Source organism: Planococcus sp. TJ-307 (genome assembly GCF_058268435.1).
Window position 1 is genome coordinate 217,505 of the sequence record NZ_JBZDOJ010000002.1, and the last position, 20,915, is coordinate 238,419.

Here is a 20,915-nt window from a genome sequence, read left to right on the forward strand (position 1 = left end):
TTTAATAAATGAGAACCAAATTCTTGAAAAAAAAGAGGAAGTGACTTAATATAAGTGAGTATTCATAATATTCTATCTTTTTATATCATTCAATAATGAGTGTGCATATTTTCACTTTTACATACTTTCAATAACAAATAGAGAACTTTCCCATTATGGGTGGTGAATTTGTCATGGCGACCAAAAATCCTGTCATTGAAGATCGTCTCCTTCAAGTATCTATTTTCTGTTCTCTTTTTTTGTCTGTCTTGGGTATTTCAGCAGGATTCTTACTGTCCTCTTCTTTTGTCCTGTTTGATGGTTTTTATGCACTTCTCAGTGTCGTGCTGAGCGTTCTCTCCTTACGCGGGGGACGCTTTATAGTAGTCAAAGATGAAGTACAATTTCCATTTGGCAAGGAATCACTCGAACCAATTCTTGTTTTCTTCCAATATTTCGTTGTCTTTTTATTATTAATTTATGCTTTCGTCAATGCTATTGATGAAGTTAGAAAAGGAGGGAATTCGATCGAGCTCGGCTGGGTGATTGCTTACCTTGGCCTCAGTGCATTAATTTCAATCGCAGTTTACAAGCATCTCAAAAAGGTAAATCGCAAGGCACGTTCAGTTTTGGCAACTGCTGAAGTGGAGCAATGGAGATTGACTGTCGTTATGGGGATTGGCGCATTTTTAGGCTACGGAATTGCAGGAATTGCAACTTTGTTTTCGATGGATGCTGTTGCCCGGTATGTAGATCCAGTCATGCTGATAGGAATTGTCCTTTTTTTGATTCGTTACCCGGTTACTGAGATGGTTATTGCAATGCGCGAAATGCTGAACATGTCAACCAGTGAAAACTTGATGCTTCGCATACAGGAAAGTGTAGCGTCAATAGTTGGCAACTACGGTGTAATAGACACGTATTTGCGCATTTCAAAAACCGGAAGCATTGTATTCATAGAAATCGATATAATCGTTCCTAAACAATACCAATTCGATTCCATCTTGGCGCAAGATGAAATTCGAGAGGAGATTGACGAGGCACTTTCTTGGCTGCCGCAAAACAAATGGCTGACGATTGCTTTTACAGCAAATCGCAAGTGGGCAGAATAAACAGGAGGGATAAGTATGTCGAAACAACGGTTGGCTGACAAATTTATGGAGCTTGTACAAATCGATTCGGAATCATTTGCGGAAGGAAGCTTTCAAAGAGAACTGATTCAGCGGTTCGAAGCACTCGGATTGCAAATTTGGGAAGATGACACGATCACGGAAACAGGATTAGGCGCGAACAATGTCATTGCCCGTTTAGAAGGAGACTCTTCTATAGAACCACTTTTTTTCTCTTCCCATATTGATACGGTATCGCCAGGAAAGGGCATCAAACCGCTTGAACAAAATGGGCGTATTGAGTCTGATCAGACGACCATTTTAGCAGCGGATGACAAAGCGGGTGTTGCCATTATGCTTGAGATGATTCAGCGGCTGAAAGAACGGGGAATTCAACATGGCCCGCTTGAATTTGTCCTGACCCCAGGAGAGGAAGTTGGCTTGCTGGGCGCAAAAGCATTGGATATGACGAAACTGCAAGCGACGTACGGCTATGTTCTTGATAACGGTGGACCGGTTGGCGGAATCATTACGACCAGCCCGACTATGTACCGACTGGACATTCGCGTATTGGGCCGTGCAGCCCATGCTGGACTGGAGCCTGAAAAAGGAATATCTGCAATTGAAGTTGCGGCACGTGCAATTGCTCAAATGAAACTGGGCCGCATTGATCACGAAACGACCGCCAACATTGGCCAGATTAACGGTGGAACAGCAATGAACATTGTTATGGACCGGCTTGAAATGGTCGCAGAAGTTCGGTCATTTGATAATCAAAAGTGTCTGGATCAGGTGGAATCCATGCGGCAGGCATTTGAAAAAGAAGTAGAGCAGTACGGGGCAGAGCTGGAATTTGAAGCGAAGCACCTAATAATAGGCTACCATTTCGACGAAACGCATCCCTTGCTTATTCATGCTCAAAATTGTTTAGAGGCATTGGAGCGGCCCGTCCGATTTGAACGCAGTGGAGGTGGAACAGACGCTAACGTATTTAACGAAAAAGGCAAGAACGTCATCAACGTTTCTATAGGATATGAGAACATTCACACGGTTGAAGAGTATATCCCGATTGATGAGTTCGATCATGCAGTTGAATTTGCACTTCAGTTAGTCGAACGGATGCCCTCTTTTCCTAAAACCGTCTGATCCAGCCAAGGAGGTATCCAGCCGATGAAGCTTATCAGAGAAAGTCTTCTCATCATCTTTGCGATTTTTGTCCTGGCTGCTGGCATCAACTTGTTTTTAGGTCCGCACCACGTAGCAGCAGGAGGCGTAACTGGAATCGGTATTTTGCTTGAAGAAGTTTTAAATATTGATCGTTCGATTGTGGTTCTTGTGCTGAATCTGCTCATGCTGCTGCTTGCGTTCATTTTTTTAGGAAAGGAAATCTTTTTAAAATCTGTGTTGGGCAGTTTAGTACTTCCTCTTGCATTAGGGATCATTCCAGAAACAATGGTTGTTACGGACCGTTTTTTTTCCGTTGCGTTCGGCAGCGTCATTTTTGCGTTTGGCGTCGCTTCTCTGTACTGGATAGGCGCATCAAGTGGCGGAACAACTATTCCGCCGCTCATTTTCCATAAATACTTTAAATTAAACACATCTGTTGGCTATTTTTTGACAGATGCAACGGTTGTCGTCTTTAATATTTTTGTTTTTGGTGTGGAAGAGTTTTTATTTGCGGTTGCTTCCATAGTTATTACGACTTTTGTCATGGGGTATATCGAGATTGGTTTAGAGCGGAAAAAAGCCATCTTTGTTACTAGTGAAAATCAGGTGAACGAGATTCGAAATTATTTGTTGTCAACCACTCTGGATCGCAGCATGACCGTTTTTGCGATTGAAGGAACAACTTCAGCTGAGTCCAAAAAAATGCTGATGGTGGTGATGAAACGCTCTGAGTATGCAGAAGTTGTCCGTGCAATCCATCAAATTGATGCAGAGTCATTTATCATTGTTTACAACATTGCCGATGTTCATGGATTCGGGTTCAACTACCAACCGGTCGTATAAAGGGAGGAATAGGCATGCAACCCATTATTGCATTTACCATCATCATGCTTGTTTGGACGATCAGTGATTATGTCTCGAAAAAGACCAAAGCATTATTGTCGTCATTGTTTGTCGCATCCATCATTTTCTTGATTGGATTTAAGACAAATGTATTTCCAGAAGACTTATTGCAGTCTTCTGCCTTGTTGCCATTGGGTCAAACCATCGTTGGGATGATCATCGTGCACTTGGGCACATTAATCAGCTTGGAGGAATTCAAACGGCAATGGCGCACGTTCTTAATTGGTGTTTCGGCAGTTCTAGGAATTTGCGCCCTGTTGTTTACGATCGGAAGACTACTGCTCGACACGAATTATGTTCTCAGTGCAATTGCTGCGATTAGCGGCGGAACGATTTCGGTCATCATTGTTCAGGAACAGGCATTGAATGCGGGACTGATTTCCGTCGCCGTATTTCCAGTCTTGATCGCTGCGCTGCAAGGTCTGATTGGCTTTCCGCTAACATCGATTATTTTGAGAAAAGAAGCCATGCGGATTCGTGACGGCGTTCGGGATGGCAGCATTACACGTAAAGAAGACGTAGAGGAAGCTAAATCAGAGGAAAAACAAACCATCTTGCCGGAAGCGTTCCAAACAACTGCAGGAACGCTTTTCGTTGTAGGCGTTGTCGTCATCATTGCCATTTTCCTAAGCGGCTTAACAAATGGCTGGTTGAATACGTTCGTTATTGCCTTGCTGTTGGGGATTGCGTTGCGGGCAACGGGAGTGCTTAAGCCAAACGTGTTAAATGGTATTGATGCGTACGGCTTGATGATGCTCGCCATCTTATTGATTATTTTTGGGCCACTTGCCACCACGTCATTTAGCGATCTTGTGGAGCTGCTTGTGCCCCTGTTAATTGCTTTTGTCTTGGGGGTTCTCGGTATTATAATCTTTGCGATGATTGCAGGAAAATTGCTGGGTTATACGTATCCGATGGCCATCGCAATTGGGTTAACCTCTCTTTATGGATTTCCTGGAACATTAATTTTAAGCCAAGAAGCTGCGAAAAATATTGGGGAAACAGAAGAAGAAGTCCAAATTATAGAAGAGGAGATATTGCCGAAAATGGTCGTTGCCGGTTTTTCAACGGTGACAATTACCTCAGTTTTTATTACAGGTATTTTAGCGGCGTTTATTTACTAAGAATATAATCTGACAAACGTGAAAGGTTAAAGCGAAAAAAGGAGGAGATTGCAATGTCTAAAAACAAAAGCCAGCCATATCACATTATCACCATCTCATTTGACGACCATTTAAGAGCCTATCAATTATTCAGCCAACTGAAAAACTACAATCTTGAAGGAGTAATAGATTTGCAGCAAGTAGTTGTCATAGAAAGAGCGGAAAATGGATCATTTGCGTTTAAAGACGCTGCAGATTTTTCGGGAACAAATAAAGCGACAAAAGGTGCTTTAATCGGTATGGCTGTCGGAATTTTAGGCGGCCCTTTTGGCTTGCTGTTCGGTACATTGACGGGTGGGATGATCGGCGCCAGCAAAGAAGTGAAACGATTAAAAGAAACGGAGGAGTTATTTAAAAACACCATTGGCAATATCGAACTGGGAACAACAGGCATCATTGCAATTGGAAAAGAATACGAAGAATCCGTCTTGAATGGTTTGGTCGAAGAAGCAGGTGGGAAAGTCGCGAGAACTGATGAAGACATGTAAGGCATGACAATCACGAAATGAAAAAGGAGGAGTTAGGGTGGGCTTATACACGGAAATCGATCACCTAAAAAAAATAGAAAATCCGCAAGCCGGTGTATTATCTATTTTGTTGAGTACCAAGCCCAGTGAGCGGGATCAATGGAAGCTACATTTAAAGAACGGATTAAAACAGCTGGAGAAGAAAATTGAGGAAGAAGGGAACCAACAAAAAATCAGTGCATTTAGTGAATTGAGAGAAAAAGTTGAGAGCAGCTTAGAAAATGTGGGGCATCGGCTTTTGCGAAGTATTGTCATCTACGCTGAAGGAGGAAATGGGTTTTTCGAGATGCATTTCTTGCAATTGGATGTGGAAAATGAATTTGTTTACAGCGATGCACCAAAGATTGAACAATTAGAAACCCTGGATAAAAATTTCCCGAAAACCGGGATCATTGTCTCACAAATGGACATTATTACCGTATACAACACCAGATTGGGTGAAGTTGAAGATGTTTTCGTATTCGAACTGGATCTGGATACAGACAATTGGAGAAAATTCCAAGGAAGAAGTGCGCGGGCCAATGCATCCTCGAGCAGCCAAACAGACCAATACGATAGTAGAAAAGAAAAACAAATCCGGAGATTTTATCGAGAGGTTTCAAACGAACTTTCAAGTTTATATAAAGAATACGGATGGGACCAATTGGTAATAATTGGACACCAAAGAACGGCGAACTTGCTTTTGGACGAAATTGAAGTGGATGTAAGCCGTACGATCAATAAAAACATGGGAGGGGCTTCAGAAGAAGAAGTGCTGAATGCGACTTTCGAATACTAAAACTTAAAAGTACCGCAAAAAATCTATGTAATGGTCGGCGGCCTCCCATTGCATAGATTTTGTTCTTACTCAAAGTATAAGCCAGCACATTTATGGCTTTTCTAACGAAGAGATATGATAAAGTGAGGAGACATTGAAATAAGATCTTGTAAAAGGGAATAAAGAAAAAGCATAGTAATAAAAGTCAGGAAGGATTGTAGAACAATATGAAAAAATTTTACGTGGCATCGGGCCTTACAAACTCGAATGCCGTTATTTATGTTACAGAGCAATTAACAGCTAAAGGATTTCTTCATACATACGATTGGACACAAAATACAGCTCCAGGAGAACAACCATCGTTTACATTAAAGGACTTGACGAGAATTGGCCAGCATGAAAAAGATGCCGTAATGGAATCAGATTTCGTGGTTATATTGTTGCCAGGAGGAAAAGGAACCCACATCGAAATGGGCATTGCGTTAGGACGAGGAAAAAAGATTTTTCTATATTCGCAAGACGGATCGATTAACAATCCAGCAGAAACCAGCACTTTTTACCATTTACCAGAAGTAAAAGAATGTCATGGCTCATTGGATGAATTAGTGAATAATATTCAATGTGAATTCAATTGCTAAAACGAATACAAATGAATCAGATTTCAGACTGAATTATTTCTGAAGTATAGAAGAGCATTTTTTGCTCGATTTCGGTACAAGGTTCACCCGTAGCTTTATGCGTATTCAATCACTTGAGAAAAAATTAAATTAAAATATTTAATTCGTTATTCATGTTGTACTTTGAGATGCCATTCACGTATTCAATGAACATATCTAACTGCAATGAATTGCAATAAGTGAGGTTTATTCTTTGTGTCTTCTAACCATTCTTTCGTCTTGCTGTTTTTATAAAAGTATTGGGAGGAGTTACCTTTAGTTTGCTTCCTCGTTCAATTGGGATTTACGGATTCTCGCAAAAGAATCAAGTGATGTGTCCTTTTTTTGTTGAATGGAGGCACGTGCACCCGTTCTCGGAATCGCTTTTTTATAAGCGAGGTGCTCAGCAATAGTGGTGAAACTGTAACTTAAGAGCATGAATATAGCAAACGGCGGTAAAATCATCCAATATTGGTTGGTGACAAAAACTTCACGGGATATGGCGATCATTCCGGACAGCTCATAGATTTCAAGTACCAGGCGTGGAGAGTCAGACTGATAAAGTGCACCACCGACAAATACAGACAAGATTCCCAAATGCACAAACATTTGCAATACCTGAACGATATGCTGTACCCACATCAATAATAGTTTTGGCCAAAGCTGTGGCTGGATGTGTTTTGTCAAAATCCAGCTTAACGATGCACCCATTAACACCGAGCCCGCAACATAGTCTTTTTTCAAAGCTTCACTCATCTCATTCCCAATTGCACTGGATGTGATAGGAAGTACAATGATCGACATGATTAGCACCTGATAAATTAGACGTTCCGTCAAAGTGCTGTTCCATTCTCCAGTTGAAACGAGGACAGGCATGAGCAAGACAAGGGCTAGTAATGTTAAAGGCAAGAAGTGCATGCCATCTGCGATAGAATTGGCAATGTTTCGTACTTTTGTAGAGAGAACGAAAGTATGAAAAATTCCGAGCACATAACCCAGGCCGACCCGTAATGTGGCAACCAGCACACTAAGGGCGATGGTGTATTTGATGCCGACTAACAACTGTTGAGCAATCGAGTAGCCATATGGGTCTGTCCCTAAAACTATCTCGGCAGAAGGCGGATGGGGAGAGCTGCTTTCGATTCCCCCTTCCTTGTCGTAAATGTAATGGACTTGGTCTACCTGATCTCCAGTGATCAAAGCATACAACACGCTGATTATTAAAAGCCCTAAGACAACACACATGGGAATGAGCAACTGGGGCAGTCGTTTTATACGAGAGAAAAACCCTGCTTTTCTAAGCCGTTTTCTTGAAAGTTGCGTAAACCTTGCATGACTTTCTTGCGCATCGAACAATTTCAAGTTGAACTTCTGCATTACGGCATTTCGTTTGATTTCTTTTTTTCCCAGGCTCAGTTCAATTACGGTATACAAAAGAAAGAAAGGAATAAAAATAGTTAGTAAAATAAAAGCGATGCCTTTCGGACTGAAATCAGACTGCAAGTGGTAAAGGATTCCGTTGATTCCAAATAAGTACTCGACAATCAGCAAGGAAGAAAGTGTTAACCAAACGATGGACTTGGATTGATAAAAAGTACTTCTTAAGACATTGGGGGTGCAGTGCTTCCACAAGACTTCAAACCGGCCCAACCCTTTGGAGCGCGCCAATTCAACATATGGACATTCCAGCTCTTCTTCGAAAAGCAAAATAAAGAGTTTGAAGAAAAGCAGAGTTGGCAAGATAGCTAAACAAAGAATCGGAGCAAGATAGATCTGCTCATCTCCCAAACTATAAAAACTTAAAAGCAAGATGCCGGTCCAGTCAAAGATAGCTAACACAACGAGCTGAACAAGAAAGACAAAGGCGAAATCTGGAAACGACTGAAGAAACTTTGCCACTTGCAAAAAGAGACGTTTTACAGTGCCATTAGCAACCAGTGCGAGCAAAGCCAACAAAAAGGCAACTATACCTGCTAAGCCTAGAGCCAAAAAAAGTATTGGCATAGAATACAAATAAGGTCCGCTTAAAAAATCTGCGAAAGAGATAGAAATGATTTCGAACGTCATGGGTTCGGTATAGTTTAAGGTCCACTGACTAGGAGTTAAAAAGGATGTTGAAACATTTTTCAGAGCAGCTAGATAAGAGCGGAAGTCAAAAAATACGGAGCCTCCAAATAGGGCAGGCGCAGCACTGACCAAAACGATTCCAATAACTCCTGAAAGAAACTTTATGAAAATCTCCACTATTTTCCGCATATTTTCCTCCTTTTATCACTTTGGCAGAGAGTTCATGGGGAAGTTAAAAATATTCCCAGTAAGTAAATAAGGTGAACCCAAATACAAATAGTAAATAAAGTACTGAACCGATAAAAATATAAGATCTTTCAGAAACCTGACTTTGTTGTTCCATCCGAATGCCAGTATGACCCTGAATTGACATGTCCAACTGCCGGCTGGCCATGCCGCCTTTGGATTTAAAGAAATAAACCACAGCTAGTGCCAGTCCCGCGAACGGAATCGAAATGTCCAGAAAAGTCATTTGAAGAGCGTATGCCACTCCCCAGTTTCCTATTGCCAAGAGTAAAATAGTTAGAAAAATAATCAATATCTTTTTCATAAGTACCTCCATTTTATATTTTTTGAATAAAATGTTAATTATCTTCTATCATTTATACGTTAGTGCCAGTGAATGGTTTCGACTAGAAACGAAATTGTATGGTTAAAATTGTTATTTGCTATACCATCCTCTTTCCGTGACTGTATTTTTCAGTAGGTTAGTGGTTTTTAATGATAAACTTATTTTAAAATCCGGAATTGCGCAGCTAAGTGGTTTTAAGTTAAGGCTTACAAATCTTATTGAAACCAAATCAAAGAATGAATAGAAATTGGTAGGAAGGATGTGGAGTAATGCAAACCAAGAAACTACCGGCTATCGATGCAGCAAAAATGTTTGTTCAAAAATATTTTCCGGATTGTCAGGGAGCCTTGCTTGCAGGGAGTGTAGTCCGTGGAGAAAACACAGAAACATCAGATCTTGACATTGTCATATTCGATCAAAAGTACTCAGCTTCATACAGAGAATCATTCATCGATTTTGGCTGGCCAGTTGAAGTATTTGTACATAACTTAAGTTCTTACAAATCTTACTTTTTGACGGATTGCGAAAGAGCTAGGCCATCACTGCCTAACATGATGGCCGAGGGCATTGTTATAAAAGGCAAAGACCTCGTTGTTCCTATAAAAGATGAAGCGAAAGAGTTGCTGGCGAGAGGGCCGAAAGTATGGACAAACGAAACAATCAACTTCAAACGCTATTTTATTACAGATACATTAGAAGACTTTGTCGGTTGCAACGATCGAGCAGAATCAATTTTTATAGCAGGTACCTTAGCAGAAACAACCAGTGAATTTGTATTGCGGACAAATCACGAGTGGATTGGCACTGCAAAATGGTTAATGCGTTCCTTAGTGCAATACGACGAGGAGTTTGCTGGTCGTTTTTTTGATGCGTTTGATGCTTTTTATAAAATGGATGATAAAAGCAAAATTATAAAATTGGTGGATGAGTCACTGGAGCCGTTCGGAGGAAGACTGTTCCAAGGGTTTTCTTCAGGAAAGTAAATTTATATAATGATAGTTTCAGCAAATTCATTGAGAAAGAGTGACTCGTTCAGCCATCAGGAGGTACTACGTATGGATTACATCAAGCACTTGAGAGCCATGGTGGGCCACGAAAAAGTAATCATGGTCATATCTGGAGCTTTTGTATTCAATTCAAAAGATCAGGTACTGCTGCAGCAGCGCTCGGATACGGGTGAATGGGGGATTCCAGGCGGTTTTATGGAGCTGGAAGAAACCATTCAAGAAACAGCTGAACGAGAGGTTTTTGAAGAAACTGGATTGCGGCTTAAGAAGCTTGAACTGTTTGGTATCTACTCGGGTCCGGATTATGACAAAACCTTTGGGAACGGAGATCAAGTTGCCCAGATGCAAGTTATATTTACCTGCAAGGAGTACAATGGCGAGCTAATTGAACAGAATGAGGAATCCTTAAATAATAAATTCTACAGTCTGGATGAATTGCCCCAAGCTATTTTTTCAGACCATAAAAAGTTCATCGAAGATTTGCTATCAAAGCGAAAACTTCCAATTATCGAATGATAGAAAAGCAATTTTATTATAGAGCTTAGACTAAAAAAGAGCAGCTGCTTGCTGCTCTTTTCTCATTTTTTTCTCCAACCTTGAAATTCCGCCGCTTTGAAATTGTACAGGGGTTTTAAGATGGATTTTATTTCAATGGTGTCTTTCGTATTATCAATAATCTCCTGCATTGTTTTATAGGCAAACGGAGATTCGTCAATCGTGTCCTGATTGACACTCGTTGTGTAGACGTTCTTCATGGTGTCGGTAAAATCATTTAATTGAAGCTGTTTTTTTGCTTTTGTCCGCGAAAGGATGCGGCCTGCTCCATGCGGTCCGGACTGGTTCCAGTCATCGTTCCCTTTGCCTTTGGCGAGGAGCGAGCCATCGCGCATATTTATCGGAATCAGGACCATTTCATCTTTTCTCGCGGAAATGGCGCCTTTTCGTAAAATCATATGCTCCAGATCAATGTAGTTGTGCACGGTGTCGATTCTTCCCAGTTCGGTAAATTGCATTGCGTCTAATAGAACTTGCACCATGGCTGCACGGTTCCATTTTGCGTATTCCTGAGCAATTTTCAAGTCATTAAAATAATCCTCCATGAGTGGACCTGTTAAGTAAGCCAAATCATTTGGAATGATCGGCAATACCGATTTATAGGATTTAATGGCGCCGTTAATTTCTTTGTGGCGGCCTTCTGTCTTTAACTGTTCGATCAATTCATTGAGTCCTTCTTTGTCGTTGCTTAAGCTTTCAATGGCTTTCTTTTGGTGATGATTCGCCACTTTTACACCCAGATGACGGCTTCCGCTATGAATAACCAAAAACAAACGGCCATCTTCTGCTTCATTCATTTCGATAAAATGGTTGCCTCCACCAAGTGTTCCGAGAGAATGAATAGCTGCGTCTTTTGAGAAATTGGCTAATACACGATCCAGTTCTATGTTTTTTATAAAGTCGTGCGGTACGGTCCGAATCGATTGGCCAGAAGGAACCAGTGACTGAACGGCAAGATCAAGTTTTGCAAAATCAACGTCTTGTTTTTGGACTTCTACGCACAACATGCCGCAGCCGATATCCACGCCGACTAAATTTGGCACAACGCGATCTTTTACTTTCATGGTGGTGCCGATGACTGCTCCTATGCCTGCGTGGCAATCGGGCATAATGCGAACTTGAGCTCCCGCTGTCAATTCTTCATTTAAAAAAGTCTCAATTTGCAATGCGGTCGCGTCATCAATATTCGTTGTAAACACCTTCGCATCGCTGTACTTGCCGTTAATTATTTTCAACATTCTAACCTCCTCATGTCTCCTGGTGGAAAATGCCCATACAAGATAATTCCATAATATCAGCTTTTATCTCGCTTGTGTAAAAAATTGGATATACATTTTGTGTTTCATTGAATATACTGAAAGCAGTATTTCAAGAGAGCATAAAAATGAAAGAATCGACTTTATTCCAAAGGTGGAAAAGTGATGAAAGACTTTGACTATCAGAAATTTTATGAAGCAATGGGAAAAGTAAATGGCTGGGAATTTAGTCAAGTACGAGTCCTGGCTGATCGAGCGGATTGGGAATTTAATGAAGAAGTAATTAAAGCTTCGAATAGAACGGATTCTCTGTTGGATATAGGTACGGGTGGAGGTGAAAACCTCTTGAAGATTGCCTCGTTTGTGAAGCAGGCAGTCGGAATTGATTTATCGATTGGCATGATTGGTTCAGCCATTGAAAATTTGGAGAGATCTGGGCAAAAAAATGTGCATTTCCAGCACATGTCTTCTGAAGAGTTACAATTTCCAGCAGACTCTTTTCATATTGTGACAAGCCGCCACGCTCCATTTGGTTCTCTTGAAGTGGCCAGGGTATTGAAAAAAGGCGGAATGTTTTTGACCCAGCAAGTAAGCGAAGGCGACAAACAAAATATCAAAAACGCATTCGGACGCGGCCAATCGTTCACTGATGCAGATGGAACGTTAAAAGAAAAATACCGGCAAGAGTTAAAAAATGCTGGATTCTCAAAAGTGCAAACCTATGATTATAACATTTTGGAATATTATGAAAGACCGGAAGATCTATTATTTTTGCTGCAGCATACTCCCATTATTCCTCATTTCGGTCAGGAAGATAAAGACTTGAAAAGTTGGAAAGCATTTATCGAAAACAACCAAACGGTAAAAGGAATTTGCACAAACTCGAAGCGGTTTTTAATTAAAGCTGTTAAGTGAGCTGAAAAAAGCGATTAAACCTGGTAAGTAATTAGGATTAAACCGTTCGAAGCAATGCCTTTAGGAGGATCTTATGAAGCATACAATGGGTTTGTATAGTGAATACTTCAAAGAAATAAAGACGGGCAGGAAACAAATCGAAATTCGGTTGAATGACGAAAAGAGAAAAAAGATAAATATTGGAGATGTGATTGAATTTAGTGAACTTCCTGAAAAAAATGAGGAGATTCAAGTGAAGGTTACAAAAGTTACGGCATACCCAAACTTTCAATCTATCTTTGAAGACATTTCTTTTGCGGATTTAGGGTGTGCGGGATGGACAATGGCAGCGATGATGGAAGAGACATATGCTATTTATTCGAAGCAGCAGGAAAAGGAATGGGGAGCATTAGCGATTCGGTTCCAATTGGTTAGGTAATCGTTTACTTAGTTGTTTGTTTCAATTTTTTTTTAAAGTTTTGAAAACAGAACTTAACAGCAAGCTTACCTGGTACAGGAGGTACGAAAAATGGACGCAGTTTATGTGAAATGGGGAGAAGCAAAAGTAAAGCTGACGTGGCATGCAAATGATCAGTTGCCGGATAAAGGACTGCTGACCAGTGTGCATGGTTTTTGTTTCTATGAAAACCAACTGCTTTTAGTTGATTTAGTGCACCGGGGATGGGATTTTCCAGGAGGTCATATTGAAGAAAATGAAACGCCTGAAGAAAGCGTGCATAGAGAAGCGATGGAAGAAGGATACGTCTCAGGCAGCAGTCGGCTTTTAGGGTTTGTTGAGGTTGACCATACTGAAAATCCACTTTGGGAAAAAGCTGGAAAATATCCTGTGATCGGATACCAGGCATTTTATAAAATGGAGATTGAAAAAATTCACGACTTTAAAGCCGGGTGTGAATCTGTCCGGAGAATGCTGGTGTCTCTCGATAAAGTAGAGCAACTTCACCACAATTGGAATAAACTTTATCAGGAAATTTTATCTGAAGCTATTCGTACATAGTAAAAATAATTTAAACAGTAGGAGTGAGCAGACCATGCTAAAGAGCGAAAATGATATTATCGTCCTTATTCAGCAAGATGAGTGGATGATGGAATTGCTGATGGCGGTAGAAACATTGGATCTGCCTGATTGGTGGATATGTGCAGGGTTTGTCCGGTCAAAGGTTTGGGACACACTTCATGGCTTTTCGGATAGAACAAAACTTCCGGATATCGATGTCATTTATTATGATAAGCACAATATGGCTGAAGAAGAGGAGAAAAGAATAGAGGAAAACCTACAAAATTTGGCTCCAGGTATTCCTTGGTCAGTGAAAAATCAGGCAAGAATGCATTTGCGAAATCAAACATCCCCTTACATTTCATCAGTCGATGCCATAGCAAAATTTCCAGAAACGGCCACAGCAGTTGCAGTAAAATTAGACCGGCAAAAACAATTGGCGTTGGCTGCACCTCTTGGGATTAAAGACCTGGTCCGTCTGGAAGTAAAGCCTACCCCTTACTTTAGGGTGAACTAAAACCGTTTGGAAATCTACCGCGAGCGCATGGAAAACAAAGGATGGACATCAACTTGGCCCAAACTGACTATCGTTTTTGAGGCTTAAAATAAAGGCAGGAAGATTTGGTTTCTTCTAAATGGAGAAAGGGTAGTAAAAATTGTATAGGTAAAAAGTAAGGTGGCGACGCAAAGGAGAGTTCAGTTTAAAGAATGCATTGGTGGATTTATTGAAAGTTTGTCCAATTAACTTGAAGGGGCAAGGCGCATGAACATATTAAATTCGTCCAGCACATTGTTTACCGGCTACTTGCCGTTTCTCTTTATTGTCCCTGCACTCTTGTTATTTGCATATGGCGTTGTGAAAAATTCGCATCGGGTCATATTGTTTAGTTACATTGTATTCTTTCCAGTTTTTATGGCGCTGATTTTTGTGGAGATGGATTATTACCTCTTGCCTTTGCTCATGTTGCCGCCCATCCAGGTTTTTTACTACTTTAAACTGAGGAATTCCCCAGCATAATGGAGAACTCCAAAATAAAACTAGCAGCATAAACCCGAACTGGTTTGTGCTGCTAGTTTTATCCTTTTACAAAACAAACTAAAAGATGTAGCTTATACAAGGGAAGTGCTGTGAATCTCAAGCCTTGTAAATCCATGATGGGAAATAGAGGAAGCTTCTATAACGTCAACTTAGATAAAAGCAGAGCTCAAGGAGGAATTACAATTTTATTCGACTGGTTAAGTACATTGAGCAATATTTTTATTATGTTAAATGTAGTATTGGCGTTTTTTATTTTATTTTTTGAGCGGAAAACGGCCTCTTCTGCATGGGCTTGGATTTTGATCTTGTTTTTTGTGCCGATTGTTGGCTTTATTCTCTATTTGTTATTCGGAAAATCGTTAAGGCAGGATCGGTTGAATCGGCCGGTTGCCTACGAAAATAAAGATTTTCGAAATGTAATGGACCAGCAGCTAATTCAACTGAAAAGCAGAATCTTCCAGCCCTCTTCTGAGCTTGTAGCTGAATGGCTGGATGTGATTCAAATGAACGTGGCGAGAACGGATGCACCTTTGTCGACAGCCACTGACATAAAGATTTTTAACGATGGCACTAGGAAATTTGAGGCTTTGTTTGAAGACATAAGCAAGGCCACAAACCATGTCCATCTGCAGTATTTTATTTTGAACGATGATGATCTTGGACGTCGGCTGGTATCGCTGTTGACCGACAAAGCGCGGCAAGGTGTAAAAGTGCTGTTTCTGTATGACGATTTGGGATCCAGCAGCCTGCCAAAACGATTTTTTGAAGAGTTCGAAGCCGCTGGCGGAAAAACAGCTGCCTTTTTGCCGGCATTGTTTTCCCGCATAAACCCACGGCTGAATCATCGGAATCACCGGAAATTGGTGGTTGTGGATGGATTGATTGGGTATGTTGGCGGATTTAATGTGGGAGACGAATATCTAGGCAAGAAACATGAATTCGGTTATTGGCGCGACACGCATCTTCGGATAGAAGGAGAGACCGTGCATTCTCTTCAAAACCGTTTTTTCATTGACTGGAATCAAGCAACCGAAAAAGATCCAATAAAATATGCAGAAAAATATTTTCCAAAGGCCGAGAGTCACGAAGGAGCGGCGATTCAAATTGTTGCGAGCGGTCCGTTAGTCATTCATGAAGATATTAAGAATGGCTATTTGAAAATGATTCACCATGCACGTAACTCTATTTACCTTCAAACACCTTATTTTATTCCAGATAAGTCCATCATGGATGCTTTGCGAACAGCTTCACTTGGCGGCGTTGACGTTCAAATTATGATCCCGCATTTGGCAGACCATATTTTTGTTCATTCAGCTACATTGTCATTTGTTCGTGAATTGTTGGAAGATGGCGTAAAAGTATACTGCTACAAAAATGGATTTTTGCATGCAAAAACTTTGGTTGTGGACGAAAAAGCATATTCGGTCGGATCAGCGAATATGGACATCCGCAGCTTCGCCTTGAATTTTGAATTGAATGCATTTGTTTACGATTCAGATTCCGCATCAGAAATGGCGACACTCTTTTTCCAGGACAAAAAGCTATCCGTTCAATTGACCGAGCAAACGTTTCAGGAGCAATCATGGGTAGAAAAAGCGAAGCAGGATGTTGCGAAGCTGGTTTCACCCATACTGTAGGACCGTTAGAATCCACAGCTTAATAGGATTATTAAAAGAGGAGAAGTCCATAGCGGATTTCTCCTTATTTTAATAGTCACAAAGATGTTTTAGCAGTATACTCAATAAATAAAATGATAGAGCATATTATGGATAACCCAGCGAAGGAGAAGTCCAATGGATGCTAAAACCGTTATAGAAAAGTTCGGATTTCGCGTAAATGAAGAGCCTAAAAGCATATATCCTTTTTCGCCTGTTTACCGGATTAAAAATGCTAAAAGAGACTTTATTATCAAGAAAACACAGCATCCCATGTTAAAAGCTGAGCGTTTAATGAAATACATGACCAGGTTGAGTGAGCGTGGTGTAAGGATTGTGGTGCCTGTGGCTTTACCAGTCGAAAACCCAATGTCCATACACGAAGATACGTATGTCGTTTATCCATTTATCGATGGAGCGGGATATACAGGAAAGGATTGGGAGATTAAAGAAGCTGGCCGAATGCTTGGCAGGATCCATTCCCTCTCTTCTTTAACAAACGAATATAAACTAGATTCTTATGATGTGTTTGATTTTAATGAAGCTGAAGTGAAAGAAAGTGTTGCACATATTTTAGAACATGCAAAGATCTGGAAGATCAAAATAGGCATAGAACTAGAAGTGCAGCTGATGCAGTCTGTCCACAGTCAAGATGAATTAAAAAGCAGCAGCTTGCCTCATGTCGCAACCCCCCATGATTTCAAAGCGAACAATTTAATTTATACGCCTGAACCTTACTTAGTGGATCCGGACAACGCATGCTGGATCCCTCGCGTGTTTGATTTGGCATTGGTCCTCTTGCTGTTTCATAATGAATTGGACACAGCTCCAGATCAGCCGTTTAGCAGTAAGCAATGGAACCTTTTTTTAACAGGTTACAACGAGTTTGTTGTACTGACGCCAGAAGAGGAAAAGTACTGGCAAAAAGCCGTTGAGCATGTGTTTCTTGATGAGGTGATGTGGCAGATGGCAGATGTACCAGATGACTGGGACAATCCGGCGCAACGCAATTTGTTCAATGGCCTATTCGAATTAATGCAAAATCTTGATGTATACAGTATCGCAGAGCAATAGGGAGAGTTTGCTGATCAATCTATTGGGGACTTTTGGAGATGATGGTGAATTAAGATATGCAGAGAGACTGTGCCTAAAAGACATTTACTATTCTATCTGGAGGCCGACACGTGCTATAATGAGAAACTTAAGGCTTTTGAAATCTTTGCCTATAACTGAACGGATGCCAAAAGCCTCCGGTTATCGATCAAATATGGAGGTGTAACAACATGAACAAACGATGGACTTATAAAGAAATTAAAGCATTTGTCGAGAAAAACTCAGACAGTACCTTATTGTCGACGGAATATCACGGTTTTTCTCAAAAGCTGCTGTTTAAATGCGCATGCGGCAATAATTTTGAAAAAACATTTACGAAATTCAACACAAAAAATCAACGTAAATGCGACGTCTGCCAACCGCCAAAAGCGCCTCGCGGGGCGTAATCAATACATAAAACCCTGATTTCTATCAAAAGAAATCAGGGTTTTTACGTTCGTCTTCAATATTTAGGGTTACTTGTTTCGTACACTAATTTGATATTGTGTATTTGTTATTACGAGAACGCTGATGACGATGAAAATACTGAATAGCTGGGATGATTCTGACGCGATCGAGTAAAAAAGAAGCAGTACAACCGCTCCAATCAACAAAGAATTCATTGTCAGATAAGTTTTGTAGAGACCGCCCAACATAATATGTCTTTCACCATCGTCTGAAACCTCCAGCAACTTTTTGGCATAATTTTTGTCGCTGACTGATGGAAGCTCACGGTTTGGATACATTTTTGGGATTAAGTTTTGAATAACAAAAGACATGAAAAAGCTGGAAAATAAGAGGAATATTCCGGGGATTAGCAACCAAAGAGACTGATTAGTTAAGCTGCTCAAGCTTAAGGATGCCAAACCCAACAGCATAGCCAGATTGGAACTAAGATTTGCATCGCTATATTGCCTGTACATTTTTCCTTCTGCTGCATCCTCCTCGTCTCCAGTCAATTTTTGTTTGGTGAGGTTTTGAATACTAAAATACCGATAGATTGAGAACAAGAAGAATAGAACACCCATCGCCAAAATAATAAAATTTATAGCAGGTGCATAAGCTGAAAAATCTAAGCGGAAATCTTCCTGAAGTGCAACTAGCATTCCAAAAAATCCAATCAAGGCACCGATAATAAGTTGACCGCTAATTTTAACTATTTTTTTCATTCCAATTCCTCCTCTTCAAACTGAAAAATTTCTTCTACAGGCTCATTGAAGACCCGTGCAATTTTTGTGGCAATAAGTAAAGAAGGCATAAATTCTCCACGTTCAATCAAGCTCACCGTCTGTCTGGAAATCTTTGCACGCTTTGCCAATTCTGTCTGGTTAATGTTTAACCGTGCACGCAACTCCTTTAATTTTGTTTTCATGTCCTCACCTCTTATAAAACCAAGTGTAAATCATATGTTTCAAAATGACAAGTATATTAGTCAGAATAACGGGTTTGTGTTTAGAAATAACATATCGAATTGCTTAAATTTCCAAGTGGCTTGCAGCAATAATAAATAAATGACCAATCAATTGCTTGACTGATTATTTATTAAGTGATATCTTCTTCTTAATTAGAGATAAAGAGAGTCTTTGATATCTCTGATTGGGAAGTACGAAAAAATTTAACTGCTTGTCAATGACTGGATTGTCGATAAGTCAGATTAAGCCAGGTGTACTTTTTTTATAGGTGATCAATAAAGGCAAAAACGTGGCTTGTGAATCGGAGGGAAGTCGAAAGCTAAGGGAACAGAGGAAAAGAACCAGCAGAAACTGTATCTAAAACTGACAGAAGGAAGATGATGATATGATAATGGACTGTGCAATAATTGGCGGCGGACCGGCAGGATTAAATGCCTCGCTGGTCCTTGGGAGAGCAAGAAAGAAAATTGTCTTATTTGATGACAACAAGCCACGCAATGCCGTGACTTCGGAAGCACATGGATTTATCACACGCGATGGCATTGATCCGCAGGAATTGAAACGAATTGCGCAAGAGGAGTTGTCCCGTTATCCGGACATCAAAATTGAAAAGCAGCGGGTGTTGCATGTCAGCAAGGAACAAAAGCTTTTCCACATCAAGGCCCAAAATGGCGATCTGTTCAAAGCCAAAAAACTAATTTTGGCAACCGGGTTTAAAGAAATTCTTCCGGACATCAGCCGGATAGAAGAATTTTATGGTACCAGCCTCTTTAGCTGTCCTTTCTGTGACGGCTGGGAGCTCAGAGATCGTCCGCTGGCTGTCATAGCAGAAATACCTGGCGCTTTTCATATGGCTAAAGTAGCTTCCAATTGGACAAACGACCTGGTTTTTTGCACAAACGGAAAGCAAATTCTATCTGAGGAAGAAAAAATAGCTTTAAGTATGAACGGTATAGAACTCAATGAGAAAACCATTCAGACACTGATCGGAGAAAATGGAGCGCTGAAAGGAATTCAGTTCGAAGATGGAGAAGTTCTTTCACGGACGGGCGGATTTGTTGGATCGCAGTGGGTGCAGCCTTCTTCTATTGCCTCTTTACTAGGCTGTGAGCTGAACGAGCGGGGCGGAATTGAAGCCGACCGTTTTCAACGCACCACTGTCAAAGGCGTTTTTGCCTGTGGAGATACCCTAATGGGCGGGCCGTCACAGTTGATCATCGCCGCTGCAGAAGGCAGTATGGCCGGAATTGGCGTTAACGGAGAACTGTTGGAAGAATCGTTTATAACGGCAAGCTGAAATCCACTATTTAAAAGCAGAAGAGGAGAAATGCACATGCTCAATGAACACGATAAAACACACGGTGCAGCTCACCAGCACGGCAAAGTATCTTACCTGGAAAGTGCTAAAAGAAGAGCAGAGTTCTCACCGGAAGCACTGCTGAATATGATTCCATTAAAAACAACTGATCATCTATTAGATTTTGGTGCAGGTACGGGTTATCTGGCCATACCCGCAGCAAAAAGAGTGGCTGGTCCAGTATATGCACTCGACATCGATCCGAGCATGCTGGAAATGATTCGCGAGAAAGCAAACAGCGAAAATCTTTCCAATGTTGTTCCGATTATGGGAGGCGACGGAGAACTGCCATTACCAGCTGATTCCATCGATATAGTTGTTGCTTCATTGGTGCTGCATGAAATCTATCCATTGGCCAAAACGATAAAGAAAATCAAAGATGTACTAAAACCAGGTGGTCATTTAGTCGTCACCGAATTGGAGCCAAAAAATAGTTCAAGCCATAGAGCGCCGAGAATTTCACGAGCTGGAATGGAACAGGAAATAACTGATGCAGGAATGCGCCTAATAGAAAAATTCTTTCCAACCGAAAATATTTATGTATTGATTGCACAAAAATGCTAGCAATAAAGTAAAATATTTATTTTTTCGGTTGTATTAGAGATAACAAATGTCTCTAAAGTATCTAATAGATCAAAGAATTGTATCATTGAGCAAAGAGCAGAGTTTGTATCTGCTCTTTTATTTGTTGTCAAAAACTCCAAGCCAGCACCAAAAACAAATGCTAAAAT

Annotated in this window: 24 protein-coding genes; 19 read left to right on the top strand and 5 right to left on the bottom strand. The window is 40.7% G+C overall.

The genetic code is table 11. From position 1 onward, the window contains the following. Positions 1 to 173: 173 nt before the first annotated feature. From AC4EHK_RS07245 to AC4EHK_RS07275, 7 genes are all read left to right on the top strand, one after another. On the top strand, positions 174 to 1,091 hold the full coding sequence (locus AC4EHK_RS07245; protein WP_490978124.1) for a cation efflux transmembrane domain-containing protein: 918 nt from the start codon (positions 174 to 176) through the stop codon (positions 1,089 to 1,091). A gap of 15 nt (positions 1,092 to 1,106) precedes the next feature. After that, positions 1,107 to 2,234: a M20/M25/M40 family metallo-hydrolase gene (locus AC4EHK_RS07250; RefSeq protein WP_490978125.1), complete on the top strand. Its 1,128-nt coding sequence runs from the start codon at positions 1,107 to 1,109 to the stop codon at positions 2,232 to 2,234. A gap of 24 nt (positions 2,235 to 2,258) precedes the next feature. Next, positions 2,259 to 3,098 carry a YitT family protein gene (locus tag AC4EHK_RS07255; RefSeq protein WP_490978126.1) on the top strand — a complete coding sequence of 280 codons (840 nt, stop codon included), beginning with the start codon at positions 2,259 to 2,261 and terminating at the stop codon, positions 3,096 to 3,098. A gap of 14 nt (positions 3,099 to 3,112) precedes the next feature. Further along, positions 3,113 to 4,282, top strand: a complete 1,170-nt coding sequence (locus AC4EHK_RS07260; protein ID WP_490978127.1) for a hypothetical protein — start codon at positions 3,113 to 3,115, stop codon at positions 4,280 to 4,282. Positions 4,283 to 4,335: 53 nt separating this feature from the next. Continuing rightward, positions 4,336 to 4,809 carry a hypothetical protein gene (locus AC4EHK_RS07265; RefSeq protein ID WP_490978128.1) on the top strand — a complete coding sequence of 158 codons (474 nt, stop codon included), beginning with the start codon at positions 4,336 to 4,338 and terminating at the stop codon, positions 4,807 to 4,809. A 37-nt stretch (positions 4,810 to 4,846) separates the two neighbouring features. Continuing rightward, complete coding sequence (locus tag AC4EHK_RS07270; protein ID WP_490978129.1) at positions 4,847 to 5,626, top strand: VLRF1 family aeRF1-type release factor; 780 nt, start codon at positions 4,847 to 4,849, stop codon at positions 5,624 to 5,626. Positions 5,627 to 5,832: 206 nt separating this feature from the next. After that, positions 5,833 to 6,243 carry a nucleoside 2-deoxyribosyltransferase gene (locus AC4EHK_RS07275; RefSeq protein WP_490978130.1) on the top strand — a complete coding sequence of 137 codons (411 nt, stop codon included), beginning with the start codon at positions 5,833 to 5,835 and terminating at the stop codon, positions 6,241 to 6,243. A 294-nt stretch (positions 6,244 to 6,537) separates the two neighbouring features. On the opposite strand, the gene AC4EHK_RS07280 is transcribed toward AC4EHK_RS07275, so the two are convergent. Both AC4EHK_RS07280 and AC4EHK_RS07285 read right to left on the bottom strand, forming a co-directional pair. After that, positions 6,538 to 8,517, bottom strand: a complete 1,980-nt coding sequence (locus tag AC4EHK_RS07280; protein ID WP_490978131.1) for an ABC transporter permease subunit — start codon at positions 8,515 to 8,517, stop codon at positions 6,538 to 6,540. Between the two features lie 43 nt (positions 8,518 to 8,560). Continuing rightward, a complete protein-coding gene (locus AC4EHK_RS07285; RefSeq protein WP_490978132.1) occupies positions 8,561 to 8,878 on the bottom strand; it encodes a hypothetical protein in 318 nt (105 codons plus the stop codon). A 290-nt stretch (positions 8,879 to 9,168) separates the two neighbouring features. Between AC4EHK_RS07285 and AC4EHK_RS07290 the strand changes: the two genes are divergently transcribed. Both AC4EHK_RS07290 and AC4EHK_RS07295 read left to right on the top strand, forming a co-directional pair. Continuing rightward, positions 9,169 to 9,882: a nucleotidyltransferase domain-containing protein gene (locus tag AC4EHK_RS07290; protein ID WP_490978133.1), complete on the top strand. Its 714-nt coding sequence runs from the start codon at positions 9,169 to 9,171 to the stop codon at positions 9,880 to 9,882. A gap of 72 nt (positions 9,883 to 9,954) precedes the next feature. Further along, positions 9,955 to 10,422 (top strand): NUDIX hydrolase, encoded by a 468-nt coding sequence (locus AC4EHK_RS07295; RefSeq protein ID WP_490978134.1) that lies wholly within the window; start codon positions 9,955 to 9,957, stop codon positions 10,420 to 10,422. Between the two features lie 62 nt (positions 10,423 to 10,484). On the opposite strand, the gene AC4EHK_RS07300 is transcribed toward AC4EHK_RS07295, so the two are convergent. After that, positions 10,485 to 11,699, bottom strand: coding sequence for an RtcB family protein (locus tag AC4EHK_RS07300; protein ID WP_490978135.1), 1,215 nt, complete (start codon positions 11,697 to 11,699; stop codon positions 10,485 to 10,487). 183 nt (positions 11,700 to 11,882) lie between these two features. On the opposite strand from AC4EHK_RS07300, the gene AC4EHK_RS07305 reads away from it, so the two are divergent. The 8 genes from AC4EHK_RS07305 (at position 11,883) to AC4EHK_RS07340 (ending at position 17,822) form a co-directional block, all read left to right on the top strand. Next, positions 11,883 to 12,632 carry a class I SAM-dependent methyltransferase gene (locus tag AC4EHK_RS07305; RefSeq protein WP_490978136.1) on the top strand — a complete coding sequence of 250 codons (750 nt, stop codon included), beginning with the start codon at positions 11,883 to 11,885 and terminating at the stop codon, positions 12,630 to 12,632. Positions 12,633 to 12,705: 73 nt separating this feature from the next. After that, on the top strand, positions 12,706 to 13,050 hold the full coding sequence (locus tag AC4EHK_RS07310; protein WP_490978137.1) for an ASCH domain-containing protein: 345 nt from the start codon (positions 12,706 to 12,708) through the stop codon (positions 13,048 to 13,050). A 90-nt stretch (positions 13,051 to 13,140) separates the two neighbouring features. Beyond that, complete coding sequence (locus tag AC4EHK_RS07315) at positions 13,141 to 13,629, top strand: NUDIX hydrolase (protein ID WP_490978138.1); 489 nt, start codon at positions 13,141 to 13,143, stop codon at positions 13,627 to 13,629. Between the two features lie 34 nt (positions 13,630 to 13,663). Then, positions 13,664 to 14,146 (top strand): nucleotidyltransferase family protein, encoded by a 483-nt coding sequence (locus AC4EHK_RS07320; protein ID WP_490978139.1) that lies wholly within the window; start codon positions 13,664 to 13,666, stop codon positions 14,144 to 14,146. A gap of 246 nt (positions 14,147 to 14,392) precedes the next feature. Continuing rightward, complete coding sequence (locus AC4EHK_RS07325) at positions 14,393 to 14,647, top strand: hypothetical protein (protein WP_490978140.1); 255 nt, start codon at positions 14,393 to 14,395, stop codon at positions 14,645 to 14,647. A gap of 227 nt (positions 14,648 to 14,874) precedes the next feature. Continuing rightward, on the top strand, positions 14,875 to 16,305 hold the full coding sequence (gene cls, locus AC4EHK_RS07330; RefSeq protein WP_490978939.1) for a cardiolipin synthase: 1,431 nt from the start codon (positions 14,875 to 14,877) through the stop codon (positions 16,303 to 16,305). A gap of 156 nt (positions 16,306 to 16,461) precedes the next feature. After that, on the top strand, positions 16,462 to 17,397 hold the full coding sequence (locus AC4EHK_RS07335; protein ID WP_490978141.1) for a phosphotransferase enzyme family protein: 936 nt from the start codon (positions 16,462 to 16,464) through the stop codon (positions 17,395 to 17,397). A 209-nt stretch (positions 17,398 to 17,606) separates the two neighbouring features. Continuing rightward, positions 17,607 to 17,822: a hypothetical protein gene (locus AC4EHK_RS07340; protein ID WP_490978142.1), complete on the top strand. Its 216-nt coding sequence runs from the start codon at positions 17,607 to 17,609 to the stop codon at positions 17,820 to 17,822. Between the two features lie 69 nt (positions 17,823 to 17,891). Here AC4EHK_RS07340 and AC4EHK_RS07345 read toward each other — a convergent pair whose 3' ends face one another. Further along, the gene (locus tag AC4EHK_RS07345) at positions 17,892 to 18,584 is read right to left on the bottom strand and encodes a DUF3169 family protein (protein ID WP_490978143.1); all 693 of its coding nucleotides are present in this window, start codon (positions 18,582 to 18,584) and stop codon (positions 17,892 to 17,894) included. Beyond that, positions 18,581 to 18,787, bottom strand: coding sequence for a helix-turn-helix transcriptional regulator (locus AC4EHK_RS07350; protein WP_490978144.1), 207 nt, complete (start codon positions 18,785 to 18,787; stop codon positions 18,581 to 18,583). The genes AC4EHK_RS07345 and AC4EHK_RS07350 overlap by 4 nt, the downstream gene beginning before the upstream one ends. 425 nt (positions 18,788 to 19,212) lie before the next feature. Here AC4EHK_RS07350 and AC4EHK_RS07355 point away from each other — a divergent pair, with 425 nt between their 5' ends. Continuing rightward, positions 19,213 to 20,124, top strand: coding sequence for an NAD(P)/FAD-dependent oxidoreductase (locus tag AC4EHK_RS07355; protein WP_490978145.1), 912 nt, complete (start codon positions 19,213 to 19,215; stop codon positions 20,122 to 20,124). A gap of 36 nt (positions 20,125 to 20,160) precedes the next feature. Beyond that, complete coding sequence (locus AC4EHK_RS07360; protein WP_490978146.1) at positions 20,161 to 20,748, top strand: class I SAM-dependent methyltransferase; 588 nt, start codon at positions 20,161 to 20,163, stop codon at positions 20,746 to 20,748. Positions 20,749 to 20,915: the final 167 nt, after the last annotated feature.

Bases quoted from the DNA above. Each gene is read 5' to 3' on its own strand.
- AC4EHK_RS07265 (WP_490978128.1), top strand. From the start codon at position 4,336: ATGTCTAAAAACAAAAGCCAGCCATATCACATTATCACCATCTCATTT.
- AC4EHK_RS07285 (WP_490978132.1), bottom strand. From the start codon at position 8,878: ATGAAAAAGATATTGATTATTTTTCTAACTATTTTACTCTTGGCAATA.
- AC4EHK_RS07325 (WP_490978140.1), top strand. From the start codon at position 14,393: ATGAACATATTAAATTCGTCCAGCACATTGTTTACCGGCTACTTGCCG.
- AC4EHK_RS07355 (WP_490978145.1), top strand. From the start codon at position 19,213: ATGATAATGGACTGTGCAATAATTGGCGGCGGACCGGCAGGATTAAAT.
- AC4EHK_RS07340 (WP_490978142.1), top strand. From the start codon at position 17,607: ATGAACAAACGATGGACTTATAAAGAAATTAAAGCATTTGTCGAGAAA.
- AC4EHK_RS07260 (WP_490978127.1), top strand. From the start codon at position 3,113: ATGCAACCCATTATTGCATTTACCATCATCATGCTTGTTTGGACGATC.
- AC4EHK_RS07345 (WP_490978143.1), bottom strand. From the start codon at position 18,584: ATGAAAAAAATAGTTAAAATTAGCGGTCAACTTATTATCGGTGCCTTG.
- AC4EHK_RS07255 (WP_490978126.1), top strand. From the start codon at position 2,259: ATGAAGCTTATCAGAGAAAGTCTTCTCATCATCTTTGCGATTTTTGTC.
- AC4EHK_RS07305 (WP_490978136.1), top strand. From the start codon at position 11,883: ATGAAAGACTTTGACTATCAGAAATTTTATGAAGCAATGGGAAAAGTA.
- AC4EHK_RS07300 (WP_490978135.1), bottom strand. From the start codon at position 11,699: ATGTTGAAAATAATTAACGGCAAGTACAGCGATGCGAAGGTGTTTACA.
- AC4EHK_RS07360 (WP_490978146.1), top strand. From the start codon at position 20,161: ATGCTCAATGAACACGATAAAACACACGGTGCAGCTCACCAGCACGGC.
- AC4EHK_RS07295 (WP_490978134.1), top strand. From the start codon at position 9,955: ATGGATTACATCAAGCACTTGAGAGCCATGGTGGGCCACGAAAAAGTA.
- AC4EHK_RS07290 (WP_490978133.1), top strand. From the start codon at position 9,169: ATGCAAACCAAGAAACTACCGGCTATCGATGCAGCAAAAATGTTTGTT.
- AC4EHK_RS07275 (WP_490978130.1), top strand. From the start codon at position 5,833: ATGAAAAAATTTTACGTGGCATCGGGCCTTACAAACTCGAATGCCGTT.
- AC4EHK_RS07310 (WP_490978137.1), top strand. From the start codon at position 12,706: ATGAAGCATACAATGGGTTTGTATAGTGAATACTTCAAAGAAATAAAG.
- AC4EHK_RS07335 (WP_490978141.1), top strand. From the start codon at position 16,462: ATGGATGCTAAAACCGTTATAGAAAAGTTCGGATTTCGCGTAAATGAA.
- AC4EHK_RS07350 (WP_490978144.1), bottom strand. From the start codon at position 18,787: ATGAAAACAAAATTAAAGGAGTTGCGTGCACGGTTAAACATTAACCAG.
- AC4EHK_RS07315 (WP_490978138.1), top strand. From the start codon at position 13,141: ATGGACGCAGTTTATGTGAAATGGGGAGAAGCAAAAGTAAAGCTGACG.
- AC4EHK_RS07245 (WP_490978124.1), top strand. From the start codon at position 174: ATGGCGACCAAAAATCCTGTCATTGAAGATCGTCTCCTTCAAGTATCT.
- AC4EHK_RS07320 (WP_490978139.1), top strand. From the start codon at position 13,664: ATGCTAAAGAGCGAAAATGATATTATCGTCCTTATTCAGCAAGATGAG.
- AC4EHK_RS07250 (WP_490978125.1), top strand. From the start codon at position 1,107: ATGTCGAAACAACGGTTGGCTGACAAATTTATGGAGCTTGTACAAATC.
- AC4EHK_RS07280 (WP_490978131.1), bottom strand. From the start codon at position 8,517: ATGCGGAAAATAGTGGAGATTTTCATAAAGTTTCTTTCAGGAGTTATT.